The sequence below is a fragment of the Xylanimonas protaetiae genome (genome assembly GCF_004135385.1).
Classification (GTDB): Bacteria; Actinomycetota; Actinomycetes; order Actinomycetales; family Cellulomonadaceae; genus Xylanimonas; species Xylanimonas protaetiae.
In genome coordinates, this window is the sequence record NZ_CP035493.1 from 992,415 (window position 1) to 1,006,276 (window position 13,862).

The 13,862-nt window shown below is 73.4% G+C and carries 11 protein-coding genes; 6 read left to right on the top strand and 5 right to left on the bottom strand.

The annotated features are described in order from the left end of the window. The first annotated feature begins 82 nt into the window (after window positions 1-82). The gene (locus ET471_RS04485) at window positions 83-550 is read left to right on the top strand and encodes a DUF805 domain-containing protein (protein ID WP_129186789.1); all 468 of its coding nucleotides are present in this window, start codon (window positions 83-85) and stop codon (window positions 548-550) included. A gap of 69 nt (window positions 551-619) precedes the next feature. On the opposite strand, the gene ET471_RS04490 is transcribed toward ET471_RS04485, so the two are convergent. From ET471_RS04490 to ET471_RS04500, 3 genes are all read right to left on the bottom strand, one after another. Beyond that, window positions 620-1,552: a carbohydrate ABC transporter permease gene (locus ET471_RS04490; protein WP_129186790.1), complete on the bottom strand. Its 933-nt coding sequence runs from the start codon at window positions 1,550-1,552 to the stop codon at window positions 620-622. After that, on the bottom strand, window positions 1,549-2,538 hold the full coding sequence (locus ET471_RS04495) for a carbohydrate ABC transporter permease (RefSeq protein WP_129186791.1): 990 nt from the start codon (window positions 2,536-2,538) through the stop codon (window positions 1,549-1,551). Before ET471_RS04495 ends, ET471_RS04490 begins: the two co-directional genes overlap by 4 nt. 96 nt (window positions 2,539-2,634) lie before the next feature. Next, window positions 2,635-4,029 (bottom strand): ABC transporter substrate-binding protein, encoded by a 1,395-nt coding sequence (locus tag ET471_RS04500; protein WP_129186792.1) that lies wholly within the window; start codon window positions 4,027-4,029, stop codon window positions 2,635-2,637. 267 nt (window positions 4,030-4,296) lie between these two features. Here ET471_RS04500 and map point away from each other — a divergent pair, with 267 nt between their 5' ends. The 3 genes from map (at window position 4,297) to ET471_RS04515 (ending at window position 6,158) form a co-directional block, all read left to right on the top strand. Beyond that, window positions 4,297-5,076, top strand: a complete 780-nt coding sequence (gene map / locus ET471_RS04505; protein ID WP_129186793.1) for a type I methionyl aminopeptidase — start codon at window positions 4,297-4,299, stop codon at window positions 5,074-5,076. A gap of 96 nt (window positions 5,077-5,172) precedes the next feature. Next, entirely contained in the window at window positions 5,173-5,955 is a 783-nt protein-coding gene (locus ET471_RS04510; protein WP_129186794.1) for a hypothetical protein, read from the top strand. Continuing rightward, window positions 5,955-6,158, top strand: coding sequence for a helix-turn-helix transcriptional regulator (locus ET471_RS04515; protein ID WP_129186795.1), 204 nt, complete (start codon window positions 5,955-5,957; stop codon window positions 6,156-6,158). The genes ET471_RS04510 and ET471_RS04515 overlap by 1 nt, the downstream gene beginning before the upstream one ends. Window positions 6,159-6,239: 81 nt before the next feature. On the opposite strand, the gene ET471_RS04520 is transcribed toward ET471_RS04515, so the two are convergent. Further along, window positions 6,240-7,049, bottom strand: coding sequence for an HAD family hydrolase (locus tag ET471_RS04520; protein ID WP_129186796.1), 810 nt, complete (start codon window positions 7,047-7,049; stop codon window positions 6,240-6,242). Next, window positions 7,046-8,317: a serine--tRNA ligase gene (gene serS, locus ET471_RS04525; RefSeq protein WP_129186797.1), complete on the bottom strand. Its 1,272-nt coding sequence runs from the start codon at window positions 8,315-8,317 to the stop codon at window positions 7,046-7,048. Before serS ends, ET471_RS04520 begins: the two co-directional genes overlap by 4 nt. A gap of 107 nt (window positions 8,318-8,424) precedes the next feature. Here serS and ET471_RS04530 point away from each other — a divergent pair, with 107 nt between their 5' ends. Both ET471_RS04530 and ET471_RS04535 read left to right on the top strand, forming a co-directional pair. After that, window positions 8,425-9,531 carry a diacylglycerol/lipid kinase family protein gene (locus tag ET471_RS04530; RefSeq protein ID WP_129190707.1) on the top strand — a complete coding sequence of 369 codons (1,107 nt, stop codon included), beginning with the start codon at window positions 8,425-8,427 and terminating at the stop codon, window positions 9,529-9,531. Window positions 9,532-9,555: 24 nt separating this feature from the next. Next, on the top strand, window positions 9,556-13,848 hold the full coding sequence (locus ET471_RS04535) for a hypothetical protein (protein WP_129186798.1): 4,293 nt from the start codon (window positions 9,556-9,558) through the stop codon (window positions 13,846-13,848). Window positions 13,849-13,862: the final 14 nt, after the last annotated feature.

Genomic DNA, 13,862 nt, shown 5'->3' on the forward strand with positions numbered 1-13,862 from the left:
TGTTCTGAGAGTTCGCTGTGCCCTAGGTTCTGGCGCCGGGGCGGCACAGCGCCGTCCGCCCGTCGTCAACCACGAGGTCCTCATGTCCTTTCCTGCCGCTGTCGTCTCCGTGCTGAAGAAGTACGCCAAGTTCTCGGGCCGCGCCCGTCGCTCCGAGCTGTGGTGGTACCTGCTCGCCTACGCCGCCCTCCAGGCCGTCGTGAACGTCGCCTTCGTCGCTTCCGCGACGGTGGAGTACGTCGACACGATGTCGACGCTCTCCCCCGACGACACCGACGGCGCCGTCTCGGCCCTCACCACGTACACGAGCGCGTTCGTCCCGGTGTGGGTGCTGACCCTCGCGCTCCTCCTGCCGACGCTCGCCGTCTACGTGCGCCGCCTGCACGACGTCGACAAGTCGGGCGGGTGGATCTTCTTCGCCCTCGTCCCGGTGGTCGGCCCGATCATGCTCATCGTCTGGTTCGCCACCGCGGGCACGGTCGGCGCGAACCGCTTCGGCCCCGACCCGAAGGCCGTCTCGGCCGCGGCGAAGGTGCCCGCCGCCGTCTGATCACCCACCACGACGGCGGCGGTCCCGGGCGAACCAGGACCGCCGCCGTCGTCGTCGCTGCCGCGGACCTCAGCCCTTGACGGACCCCGCCAGGAGCCCTCGGACGAAGTAGCGCTGGAGGCTGAGGAACACCACGAGCGGCACGATCATCGAGATGAACGCGCCCGCCGACAGCAGGTGCCAGGCGCCGCCGCGGGTTCCCGAGAGCTCGGCGACGCGCACCGTCAGGGGCGCGACGCTGGGCTGCCCGCCCACGAACACGAGGGCGACGAGCAGGTCGTTCCACACCCACAGGAACTGGAAGATCCCGAACGCGGCGATCGCCGGGACCATGAGGGGGAACACGACCCGGAAGAAGATCTTCACGTGCCCCGCGCCGTCGACGGTCGCCGCCTCGACGAGCGACCGCGGGATCTCCTTCATGAAGTTGTGCAGCAGGAAGATCGCGAGCGGCAGCGCGAAGATCGAGTGCGACAGCCACACCGTCCAGAACGACCCGGCGAGGCCCCAGTTCACGTACTGGCGCAGCAGCGGGATCATCGTGACCTGGATGGGCACCACCTGGAGCGCGAAGACGACGACGAAGAGCCAGTCGCGGCCGGGGAACTCGATCCACGCGAACGCGTACGCGGCGAGCAGCGCCACGCTGATCGGGATGATCACGCTGGGCAGCGTGATGACGATCGAGTTGACGAAGAACTGCGACAGGTTGGTCGAGCTGCCGTTGAGCGCGGCGTCGTAGTTGTCCAGCGTGAAGCTGGCGTCGCCGGTCAGGATGTTGCCGAAGATCGTCCACCAGCCGGTCCGGTTGATGTCCGCCTGCTCGCGGAACGAGCTGATGAACAGGCCCAGGGTGGGGAGCGTCCACAGGATCGCCAGGACGATGGCGATGCCGGACGCCCACGGGTTCGACAGGCGGCGGCGGACCTTGCCGGCCCGCTGCGTCAGCGTCGTGGTCCGCGGCGGGAGGGTGGCCACCGGGGTCGAGCCGTCGGCGCTCATCGGACCTCCTCGGCGAGGCGGAGCTGGCGGATGTTGTACCAGATGATCGGGATGACGAGCACGAAGAGCAGCACGGCGAGCGCGGCACCGAGCCCGGTGTTGAGCGACACGAACGACTGCCGGTAGAACTCGTTGGCGACGACGGACGTGCCGAACTGGCCACCCGTCGTCGTGCGCACGATGTCGAAGACCTTGAGCGTGGTGATGGCGATCGTCGTCAGCACGACGACGAGCGTCGGCCGGATACTGGGGATCGTGATGTACCGGAACATCCCCATGCCTGCGAGCCCGTCGAGGCGGGCGGCCTCGACGATGTCGTCCGGGATGGCCTTGATCGCGGCCGACAGCAGCGTCATCGCGAACCCGGTCTGGATCCAGATCAGGATCACGATGAGGAAGAACGTGTTCCACGGCTGGTTGATGAGGAACTGCTGCGGCGGGATCCCGAGCCACACCAGCACCTGGTTGAGCAGGCCGACCTGCTGGATCTCGCCCTGGAGGGGCCGGAACTCGTAGACGAACCGCCAGATGATGCTGGCGCCCACCATGGAGATCGCCATCGGCAGGAAGATCAGCGCCTTCGCGAACCTCTCGAACCGGCTGCGGTCGACGACGACGGCGTACACGAGCCCGACGAACGTCGCCACGACCGGCACGACCAGCACCCAGATGGCCGTGTTGCGCAGCACGAGCAGGAACTCGCTCGTGGTGAAGGCGGTGACGTAGTTGTCGAACCCGACGAACCGCGTGCCGTCACGGTTCAGGAACGAGTTGCGGATCGTGTCGAGCGCCGGGTAGACGAGGCCGAACCCCAGGCCGAGGACCGGCAGCCCCAGGAACCCGAGCACCAGCACCCACTTCCTGGGGTTCTTCGGGCGGTCGACGAGGAAGAGGATCACGCCGACGACGACGACGAACAGGGCGATGGCGAACGCCATGAGCGTGAACTTCTGGGCCGGGCTGCCGGCCGCGGTGAGCCAGTCCATGCCACTCCTTCCTTGGAGCGTGTGCGGGTGCGGCCGAGGGCCGCGCCGGGCGGGGTCGGTCCCGTCCGGCGTCGGCCCTCGGCCGGTGGCGGGCGGTCAGTCAGACGGCCACGTGCTCTCGATCTGGTCGACGACCTGCTGCGTGCTCTGGCCGGTGAGCCAGTTGACGATGCCGGTCCAGAACGAGCCGGAGCCGACCTCGGACGGCATCTGGTCGGAGGCGTCGTAGCCCGCGACCGTCGCGGGGTCGGTCAGGACCCCGTAGACGTACCGGTCGAAGTCGTTGTTGAGCAGCGACGGGTCCATGTGCTTGTTGGCGCTGACCCAGCCCGGCAGGCTGACCTTGGCCTTCTCGTTGGACCAGTCGGTGCTGGAGAGGTACGTCTGGAAGGCCTGCACCTCGGGCTTGTCGTTGAACGCCGCGACGAACGGGCCGCCCACTAGGGTCGGGCGCTCGTCCTCGGTCTTCGCCGGCAGGTAGAAGGCCCACACGTCGCCGTCCTCGGCCACGTTGGTGCCCTCGGGCCACTGCGCCGCGTAGAAGTTCGCCGCGCGGTGCATCCAGCACGTGCCGTCGAGGATGCCCAGGCCGGCCGTCGACCACGCCGTCGTCGCGATCGACCGGACGTCACCGAGACCGGCGTTGACGTACTTGTCGTTCTTGAGGATCTTGCCGGCCTCGTCCCACGCCGCGACGATCTGCGGGTCGTTGAACGGGATGTCGTGCGTGACCCACTGGTTGTAGACGTCGAGGCCGGCGGTGCGCAGCACCATGTCCTCGATGAAGTCGGTGCCGGGCCAGCCGGTCGCGTCGCCGGACTCGACGCCGGCGCACCACGGCGGCAGGCCGGTGTCGTCCGCGATCTTGTCGGTCAGGGCGAGCAGGTCGTCCCACGTCTTGGGGATGTCGTAGCCGGCGTCGCTGAACGCCTTGGGCGAGTACCAGACGAAGGACTTCACGTTGGCGTCCAGCGGGGCGGCGTACAGCGTCCCGTTCACGGTGCCGTAGTCGATCCAGGACTGCGCGAAGTTGTCCTGGGCCTCCGTCTTGACGACGTCCGGGACGGGGACGACGGCGTCGAAACGGTTCACCAGCGTCCGCAGCGCACCAGGCTGGTTGACGAACGCGATGTCCGGCGGGCTGCCGGCCTGGATGCGGACCGGGAGCTGGGCCTCGAACTCGCGGGAGGCCTCGTAGTTGATCTCGACGCCGGTGCAGTCGGTGAACGGCTTGTAGGAGTCGATCTGGGTCTGCCCCTCGGGGTCGACGATCGAGGTGTAGACGTGCACCGTCTTGCCCGAGATGTCGCCGAACTGGTCGTAGACCGAGCAGTCGATCGAGCCGGCGGCGGCACCGCCGCCGGTGGGCGTCGGCGAGGCGCCGTCGTCGCCGTTCCCCGAACAGGCGGCGAGGATCAAGGCCAGGGTCGCGGCGCTCGCGCCGGCGACGAGCGGCCGCCGCCTGCGGGCGCTCCTGGGTGTGCGTGTCATCGTGTGTCCTTCCCGTGTCGTCGTGCCCCGTGTCGTCGTGCACTGAGGCCCCCACGGGCGGCGCGTGTGGCGCGCACCACCCTCCGAGTCCACCTGACCCCGCTGGAAGCGCTGCCGCAACCGCACACCGCCTGGTATGACCGCTTTATCGTGGTCTTGGCCGAACCGTGACCTTGCCCAGACCTCGCTCGGCCGCCACGTCGTCGCGAACCGTAGGATCAGGCGCGGCAGACTGGACCCGTGCGCTGGTGGAGGAAGAGGACCCCGATGATCGAGCTGAGGACCCCGCAGGAGATCGAGCAGATGCGACCGGCGGGCCGGTTCGTCGCCGACGTCCTGGAGGCCTGCCGGGACGCCGCGAAGCCGGGGGTGAACCTGCTGGAGCTCGACGCGCTCGCGCACCGGATGATCAAGGACCGCGGCGCGGAGTCCTGCTACATCGACTACCACCCGTCCTTCGGCGCGATGCCGTTCGGCAAGGTGATCTGCACGTCGGTCAACGACGCGGTGCTGCATGGCCTGCCGCACGACTACGCGCTCCAGGACGGCGACCTGCTCTCGGTGGACTTCGCCGCGTCGGTGGACGGGTGGGTGGCCGACTCGGCGCTGTCCGTCGTCGTCGGGACGGCGCCGTCGGCCGAACGCCTGGCCGCGGACCAGAAGCTCATCCGGACCACGGAGGAGGCCCTCGAGGCCGGCATCGCCGCCGCCACGGTGGGGCACAAGATCGGCGACATCTCGTTCGCGATCGCCGAGGTCGCGCGGGCCGCGGGCTACGAGATCAACACCGACTTCGGCGGCCACGGCGTCGGGCGCACCATGCACGGCGACCCCCACGTGCCCAACGACGGCCGCCCGGGCCGCGGGTTCCCGCTCAAGCCCGGCCTGGTCATCGCCGTCGAGCCGTGGTTCCTCGAGACGACGGACGAGATCTACACCGACCCGGACGGCTGGACCCTCCGCTCGACGGACGGCTCGCGCGGCGCGCACTCGGAGCACACGATCGCGATCACGCAGGACGGGCCGATCATCCTGACGGCCCGCTGAGCCCTCGAGCCCGGGTTGTCAAGTGACCTTGACATTCGCAGGGGATCGAGTCCATCGTGGTGTCAAGCGAACTTGACACCACACCGGAGGCATCCGATGAGCGCCACCACACCGCAGTCCGTCTTCGCGCCGCCGCCCGACGACGTCCCCGATCCGCGCACGCCCTGGCGGCGGTGGGTAGCTGCCGTCGTCCTCGGGGTGATGGCCGCGAGCGTGTACGGCGCCGTCGTCATGCTCGTCGGGCGCGAGCTCTTCCTCGATCCCTCGCAGGCGGCAGCGCTGCGCGAGCGGGTCGAGGAGGTCTCGCCGGCGACGCTGCTGTGGCTCGTCGCGTCCGCGAGCGCGACACCCGGGATGGTGCTCGCGCTGCGTGAGGTGCTCGACGCCCGCGCCGCCCGGCGCCACCCCGTCCTCGGCGTCGAGCAGCGCTGGAGGGCGTCGCGTGCGTGGGCGTGGCCCGTGATTCTCTCCGGCTCCCCCGTCGCCGCGATCGTGCTCGGCGCGGGAGTCGCCGCCCTGCTTCGCTTCTTCTCGGGCGACGACGGAGGCCGGACGGCAGTCACGTTCGCTTCGCTCGCCGGGATGTGGCTGCTGCTGCTCGTCGGGACCGGCTGGGTGTTCCTGGTCCTGGCGCACGAGGCCAACGACGACGACCGCGCCTCGGCGTCGCTCGACGGCGTCGAGCACACCTGGTTCCAGCAGGCCGCGTCGCGCGCGTTCTGGGACGTGTTCGCCCTGGTCGGAGTGGCGGCGCTCGTCGTGTCCGTCACCGGCGACCAGGTCCGCCCGTCGCTCGTCCTCATCGCCGTCGCCCTCCTCGCACAGGGTGACTTCGCGGTGCGCCTGTGGCTGCTGCGCCGTCGTGAGGAGCGCGCGTAGTGGACAACGACGTCGCCGCGCGACGCCTCGCCCTCGGGTGGTCCCAAGCGGAGCTGGCGACGCGTCTTGGGGTGTCCCGGCAGACGGTGATCTCGATCGAGCGCGGCCGGTTCGACCCGTCGCTGCCGCTCGCGTTCCGCATCGCCGCGATGTTCGGTGCCAGCATCGAGGAGATGTTCAGACCGGACGACGCGCAGGCCTGACCGACCGCGTCGGCGGTTCCGTTCCGGATCGGTGGATGCATCGACCGATCCGGAACGGAACCGCCGACCCGAGGCCGGCCGCTAAAGCAGCGTGCGGAGCGTGAGCGCCGCGCCGTCCTCCGTGATCGTCGCCGTCGACTCCGAGGCAGCCGCACGGACGAGGTCGTCGGCGTCGCCCATGGCGACGCCGCGGGCCGCCCAGCGGAGCATCTCGACGTCGTTGTGGCCGTCGCCGATCGCGAGCGTGCGCTCGGGCGGGACGCCCAGGGCGGCCCGGACCTTCTCCAGCGCGGCGGCCTTCGTCACGCCGAGCGGCGCGATGTCCATCCACGCCGACCAGCCCACCGCGTACGTGACGTCCGCCAGGCCCAGCTCGGCGACGGAGGCGTGGAACTCCTCGTTGGTGGCCTCGGGCGCGCGCACGACGACGCGGGTCACGTCGCCGCTCCACAGGTCCTCCAGCCCGACGACGGTGTGGTCGCCGTCGAGCTCGCCCTCGGGGAACAGCTCGGTGAGACGGAAGCCGACGCCCACGTCCTCGACGGCGAACCGCGCGCGCGGCATGCGCTCGGCCAGCCGGCGCAGGGCCGGCTCCGGGTCGAACGTGACCATCGCCTCGATCGTCCAGCCCGTCGGCGCGTCATCGTCGTGCCGGACCGTGACCGCCCCGTTGGAGCAGACCATCCAGCCGTCGGCGATCCCCAGGCGCGCGGCCACCGGGATCATCGAGACGAGCGAGCGGCCCGACGCGAGCACCACGTGGTGGCCCGCCGCGACGACGTCGGCCACCGCAAACCGCACCGCGTCCGACAGGGTGTCGTCGAAGTGCAGCAGCGTGCCGTCGATGTCGAGGGCGACGAGCCAGGGGGTGGGGACGGAGGGGTCGGTCATGCGACCGGCTCCAGGACCTCCAGGCCGCCGAGGTAGGGCCGCAGGCCCTCCGGGACGCGGACCGAGCCGTCGGCCTGCTGGTGGTTCTCGAGGATCGCGACGATCCAGCGCGTCGTGCCGAGCGTGCCGTTGAGGGTGGCGACGTTGCGCGTCGTGCCGTCCTCGGTGCGCTCGCGCACGCCCAGGCGGCGGGCCTGGAACGTGGTGCAGTTCGACGTCGAGGTGAGCTCGAGCCAGCGGTTCTGCGTGGGCAGCCAGGCCTCGCAGTCGAACTTGCGCGCGGCGCTCGAGCCGAGGTCGCCCGCCGCCGTGTCGATGACGCGGTAGGGCAGCTCGACCTTGGCGAGCATGGCCTCCTCCCAGGCGAGCAGCCGCTGGTGCTCCTCGGCGGCGTCCTCGGGGCGGCAGTAGCTGAACATCTCGACCTTGTGGAACTGGTGCACGCGGATGATGCCGCGCGTGTCCCGGCCCGCCGAGCCCGCCTCGCGGCGGTAGCAGGCGCTCCACCCGGCGTACCGGGCGGGGCCGTCCGACAGGTCGATGATCTCGTCGGCGTGGTAGCCCGCGAGCGCCACCTCCGAGGTGCCGACCAGGTAGAGGTCGTCCTTCTCGAGGCGGTAGATCTCGTCGGCGTGCGCGCCGAGGAACCCGGTGCCGCGCATGGTGTCGGGCTTGACCAGGGTGGGCGTGATGACGGGGGTGAACCCGGCCTGGACGGCCTGGTCCATGGCGGCGTTGAGGATGGCGAGCTCGAGGCGCGCGCCGATGCCGGTGAGGAAGTAGAAGCGGGCGCCCGAGACCTTGGCGCCGCGCTGCGTGTCGATGGCGCGCAGGCCCTCGCCGAGCGCGAGGTGGTCCTGCGGCTCGAAGCCCTCCGCGGCGAAGTCGCGCGGCGTGCCGACGTGCTGGAGCACCAGGTAGTCGTCCTCGCCGCCGGCGGGCGCGCCCTCGACGACGTTCGCGATCTTGTAGAGCACCTCGTCGAGCGTGGCGGCCGCGGCGTCGGCGTCGGCCGAGCGGGCCTTGACCTCCTCGGCGACCTGCTTGGTGCGGACGAGCAGCGCCTGCTTCTCGGCGCCCTGCGCCTGGGCGACCTTCTTGCCCATGGCCTTCTGCTCGGCGCGCAGCTCCTCGAACGCCACCAGCGAGGAGCGGCGGCGGGCGTCGGCGTCGAGCGCGACGTCCACGAGGTCGGGGTCGTCGCCGCGAGCCACCTGGCTCGCGCGGACGACGTCGGGGTTGTCGCGCAGCAGACGAAGGTCGATCACGGACGGAAGCCTAACGGGGCGCCCTGACGGATGACGAAGGGTTACGCCAGGTGACGGCTCGCGCCGCATCCGGGGCCGTCGGCGTGCCGGGCGTCTACGGTGCCCTCATGGGCTGGGAGCTGTGGCTGACGATCGCCTCCGTGGCGATCGCGTGCGCCGCGCTCGCCGTCGCGGTGACGGTGTGGCGCCGCACCCACCCGCGCCGCGTGGTCGAGCCGCAGGCCGCCGACGCCGAGGAGCCGGGGAAGGGCCAGCAGGTCGCCGTCGTCGTCAACCCCTCCAAGGAGGGCGCCGCGGAGCTCGTCGCGACCGTGACGCGCGTGTGCGCGGACGCCGCGCTGCCGGAGCCGCTGTTCTTCGAGACGACGGTCGACGAGCCGGGCGGGCCGCAGGCGCGGCGCGCGGTGGCCGCGGGCGCGGACGTCGTCGTCGCGGCGGGCGGCGACGGCACCGTGCGCGCCGTCGCGGGCGCGCTGACCGGTGGCGACGTGCCGATGGCGATCATCCCCGTCGGCACGGGCAACCTGCTGGCCCGCAACCTGGACCTGCCCCTCTCGTCGGTCGAGGACGGGATGGCCGTCGTGCTCGGCGGCCGGGACCGGCACATCGACGTCGGCTGGGCGCGCGTCGCCGAGACCGACGTCGGCCTGGACGGCGAGCCGCGCCCCGACGCGGCCGTCCCGGGCGACACGCAGCTCTTCCTCGTCATCGCGGGCCTGGGCTTCGACGCCGCGATGGTCGCCGACGCCGACGACACGCTCAAGCGCCGCGTCGGCTGGATCGCCTACTTCGTCGCCGGGGTGCGCCACCTGCACGGCCGCCGCATGCGCGCCGAGGTGAGCATCGACGGCGGCGAGCCCGTCCCGACGCGGCTGCGCAGCATCATGGTGGGCAACTGCGGCCGCCTGCCCGGCGGCGTCACCCTGCTGCCCGACGCCGAGATCGACGACGGCGTGCTCGACGTCGCCGCGATCGACACGCGCGGCGGGCTGGCCGGCTGGGCCCAGCTGCTGGGCGAGGTGGTCATGCAGGGCGCCGGGCTGCACAACGACCTGCCGGGCAAGATCGGCCGCATCGACCACGCCCGCGCCCGCCGCACGCGCATCCGCGTGGAGGGCGGCGAGCACGCCCAGGTGGACGGCGACCCGATGGGCCGGGTGATCGAGCTGGAGGCGTGGGTCGATCCTGGCGCGCTGCTCGTCCGGACCGTGTGAGCGGCTCCGCCTAGGCTGTGGCGCGTGATCCTCCGCGCCCGGACCGCCCTCTCGACGCTGGTCGGCGTCCTCCTCGTGGCCCTGGCGCTGCTCGGCGTGACGCCGCCCGCCGCGGCGTCCACCGCGCTGGCCACCGCCCCGGACCGCACCCCCGTGGTGTTCGTCGGCGTGGCCGGCCTCCAGTGGTCCGACGTCGACGCCGACCGAACCCCCACGCTGTGGCGGCTCGTGGGCGGCGGCTCCGTCGGCTCGATGGCGGTGCGCACGCTGACCCCGACGTGCCCGCGCGACGCGTGGCTGACCGTCTCCGCCGAGAGCCGGTTCGTGTCCCCGCCCCGCCCGACGGAGGACACCGAGACCGACACCTGCCGCGAGGTGCCCCTGCCGGTGCCGTCCGGCGACGCGCCCGGCCCCGCCGTCGTCGAGGACTGGGCGACGCTGCAGGTCTCCGACCAGCGCGGCTCGCTCGGCACGCCCGGCACCCTCGGCGAGCGGCTCGCCGGCGCCGGGGTGTGCACGACGGCGGTCGGCCCCGGCGCCGCGCTCGCGCTCGCGGACGGCCGCGGGCACGTCGCCCGGTACGCCCCCACGCTCGCCGACCTCACGCCCGACGAGCTGTCGGCCTGCCCCGTGACGGTCGTCGACGGCGGCGTGCTGCCCGACCGCGCGACGGCGCGCTCGGACGCGCTGCGCGACCTCGACGCCACGCTGCGCACCGTCGAGCGCGCCGCCGCGCCGGGCACGCGCGTGATCGTGTCCGGCGTCGCGGACACCCCGCTCGGGGCGCCCACCCTCCAGGTGGTCGTCGACTGGACCGCGCCCGGCGGCGAGGCCACCTGGATCGACTCGCGCTCCTCGCGCTGGCAGGGCATCGCCGTGCTCGACGACGTCGCCGCGACGCTCGCCGGTGCCGGCTCCGGGACGGGCGACGGCAGCGAGCTCGCGCAGGGCGAGGCCCGCCGCATGACGACGTCGCGCACCGTGGACCAGCGCAAGTACCTCACGGTGCTCACCGACACCGTCGCCCAGCTCACGCCCGTGCTGGTGGCGTCGATCGGGGCGGCGGCCGGGCTCGCGCTCCTCGTCGTCGGGCTGCGGCGGCGTCGCACCGACACCGGCCGGCCCCGCCTGGCCGCCCTCGTGCTGCACACGGCGGCCGCGGCACCGGCGGGGGCGACGCTCGCCACGCTCTCGCGCTGGTGGGTGTGGCCCTCCCCGACCAGCGCGCTCGTCGTGGCCGTCACGCTCGGCACGGTCGCCGTCGCCCTGGCCGCCTGGTACGGGCGGCGGCTCGCGGCGCGCACCCCGCTGCCGCTCGCGGTCGCCGTCGCGGCCGTGACCTGGCTGGTGCTCACGGTCGACGGCCTGACGGGGACCACGCTCCAGCAGGGGTCGCTGCTCGGGCCGTCGCCCGCGCTCGGGGCGCGGTTCTTCGGGTTCGGCAACACCGTGTTCGCGGTCTACGCGACCGCGGCGCTCGTGCTCACGTGGGGCGTCGTCGCGGCGCTCGCGCGGGCGGGGCTGTCCCGCGCTGCCCTCGCCGCGCTGGTCGGGCTCGGCACCGTCACGACGCTCGTCACAGCCCTGCCCACGTTCGGCGCCGACGCCGGCGGGCTCGTCACGCTCATCCCCGCGTTCGGGGTGCTCGCGTACCGGTTCTTCGGGCGGCGGGTCTCGCCCGTGCGGGCCGTGCTGCTGGTCGGCGCGGTGACCGTGGTGGTCGTCGCCACCATCGCGCTGCTCGCGTGGCTCGCGCCCGGCGACGGGTCGCACCTCGGGTCGTTCGTCCAGCGCATCGTCGACGGCGGTGCGCTGGCCCTCGTGCGCTCCAAGGCGGCCGGGGCGTGGGCCACCGTCGCGTCCGCGCCCGGGGCGGTCGCGGTCGTGTTCTGCCTGGTCAGCGGGTGGGCGACGTGGCGGCCCGAGCGGTTCCGGTGGACGGCGCTCGCGCGGGCGTACCGGGAGGTGCCGTGGCTGCCCGGCCTCGTGGCGGCCCTGTGGACGGTGGCCGTGCTGGGGTCGGTCGTCAACGACTCCGGCATCGTCGTCGCGCTCGTGGTGCACCTGGCCGCCGTGCCGACGCTCGGGGCGGCGCTGCTGGTGCGACGGGTCGCGGCGGGGTCCGGGTCCCTCGACTCCGCGCAGGACGACGGCGAGGTCGCGGCCGGTGACGGCGTCGCCGTGAGGGCCCGCTTCGGCGGGCTGACGCTCGTCGCCGTCGCCGCCGGGATGATCGGCGTGCTCCTCGTCGGGGCCGTCGTCGCGCCCGCCACCGGGTCCGTGACCCGGGCCGGCGCCGTCACGCGCACCGGCACCGAGGTGCTCGCCGCGCCCGGCCCCATCGTCGTCGTCGGCACCGAGGGCGTGCGGTGGTCGGACGTCACGCCCGACGCGACCCCCACCCTGTGGTCGCTGCTGCGCGACGGCGCGGACGCCGGCGGCGTGACGCCCGCCGTCGTGGACGGGCAGCGGCAGTGCGCCGGGGCCGGCTGGCTCGGCCTGTCCGCGGGCCGCACCGTCATCACGAGCACGCCGCGCCCGGGCGGCGTCGACTGCCTGCCCTGGTCCGTCGTCGCGGCCGGCGACGACGCTGCCGGCGTCACCGGCTGGGACGACCTCACCGCCGCGCAGTCCCGCTCGCCCTTCAACCCGCGTCCCGGGACGCTCGGCTCCGCGCTCGCTGACGCCGGCGTGTGCGCCACGGCCGTCGGGCCGGGCGCCGGGCTCGCGCTCGCGCAGCGCGACGGCACCGTGCCGCGCTGGCTGCCGCTCGAGGACCTCACGGCCGACGCCTTCTCCTGCCCGCTGACGATGGTCGACGCCGGGTCCGCCCCGGCCGGCGCGCCCGACCGCCCCGCCGCGCTCACCGCCGTGGACACGACCGTGCGCCGCGTGCTCGCGGCCGCCCCCGAGGCGGCCACCGTGCTCGTGATGGACGTCGGCAACCCCACCACCGCGCCGCAGGCGCTCGGCGTCGGCCTGCTCCAGGGCTCCGGCCCCACCGCGGCGCGCTACCTGTCGAGCGCCGCGACCCGCTGGGAGGGCGTCGTGCGGGCCCTCGACCTGCCCCTGTCGCTGACCGCGGCGCTCGGGGTGCCGCAGCCGGCCGACTTCAGCGGGAGCCCGATCGTGTCCGCAGGGACGCGTCCCCCGGGCGGCCAGGCCGCCGACGAGCTCGAGCTGCTCACCACGCGCGACCGCGCGCTGCGCCGCGTCACCGGCACGACGACGGCGATCCCCCTGTGGATCGGGCTCGCCGCGCTCGGGGCGCTCGTGCTCGTCCCCCGCGTGCGGGGCTCCCGCCGCGGGCGCGGCGCGCTCGACGCGCTGTTCCTCGTGCTCGCGTCCATCCCCGCCGGGCAGTTCCTCATGACGGCCTGGGCCTGGTGGCTGCCGTCGACGAGCCCCGGCCGCATGTGGGCCGCGCTCGTCGTGAGCACGCTGCTGGTCGCGGGCGTCGCCGCGCTCGCGCCACGGCGTCCGGCCTGGGCGGCGCCGACCGTCCTCGCGACCATCACGTTCGGGCTGCTCACGCTCGACGCCGTGCTCGGCACTCCCCTGCACCGCGGCAGCCCGCTCGGGCCGGCCGTCACGCTGGGCGGCCGGTTCTTCGGCTTCGGCAACCCCACGTACTCGGTGTACGTCGCCGCGGGGCTCGTCGCGGCCGCGGGGCTCGGCACGCTCGTGGCCCAGCGGTTCGGCCGGACGTGGGCGGGTGTCGTCGTCGCCGTCCTGGGGCTCGTCGCGATGGTGATCAGCCTGTGGCCCGACTTCGGCGCCGACGTCGGCGGCGGCCTCGTGGTGCTGCCGACGTTCGCGGTGCTCGCCCTCGTGGTCTCGGGCCTGCGGGTCACGTGGACGCGGCTGACGGCCGTGGCTGTCGCGGGCGTCGTGCTGGTGGCCGGGATCGGCATCCTGGACTGGCGTCGCCCGCCCGCCGACCGCACCCACCTGGGCACGTTCGTGCAGTCCGTCATCGACGGGACGGCGCTCGACACCGTGTGGCGCAAGGCCGGGTTCGCGCTGCGCACCGTCACGCGCGGCGCGGAGGCCTGGATCACGCTGGCCGTCCTCGTCGCCGTCATCCTCGTGCTGCTCGGCGTCGTGCGGGCGCGCTGGCTCGACCGTGCCCGCGCCGACTGGCCCGTGGTGGTCCCGCTGCTCGCCGCGATGGTCGTGGGCGGCCTCGGCGGCGCGTTCGCCAACGACTACGGCGTGCGCATCGTGACGATCATGCTGTTCACCGCGGTGCCGCTGATCGGGCTCCTGGTGACGCGGGGACCCGACGCGCCACGCGGATCCGACGCGCCACGCTGAGACGTCCTGCCCCG

Bases quoted from the DNA above. Each gene is read 5' to 3' on its own strand.
- ET471_RS04485 (WP_129186789.1), top strand. From the start codon at position 83: ATGTCCTTTCCTGCCGCTGTCGTCTCCGTGCTGAAGAAGTACGCCAAG.
- ET471_RS04490 (WP_129186790.1), bottom strand. From the start codon at position 1,552: ATGAGCGCCGACGGCTCGACCCCGGTGGCCACCCTCCCGCCGCGGACC.
- ET471_RS04495 (WP_129186791.1), bottom strand. From the start codon at position 2,538: ATGGACTGGCTCACCGCGGCCGGCAGCCCGGCCCAGAAGTTCACGCTC.
- ET471_RS04500 (WP_129186792.1), bottom strand. From the start codon at position 4,029: ATGACACGCACACCCAGGAGCGCCCGCAGGCGGCGGCCGCTCGTCGCC.
- map (WP_129186793.1), top strand. From the start codon at position 4,297: ATGATCGAGCTGAGGACCCCGCAGGAGATCGAGCAGATGCGACCGGCG.
- ET471_RS04510 (WP_129186794.1), top strand. From the start codon at position 5,173: ATGAGCGCCACCACACCGCAGTCCGTCTTCGCGCCGCCGCCCGACGAC.
- ET471_RS04520 (WP_129186796.1), bottom strand. From the start codon at position 7,049: ATGACCGACCCCTCCGTCCCCACCCCCTGGCTCGTCGCCCTCGACATC.
- ET471_RS04530 (WP_129190707.1), top strand. From the start codon at position 8,425: ATGGGCTGGGAGCTGTGGCTGACGATCGCCTCCGTGGCGATCGCGTGC.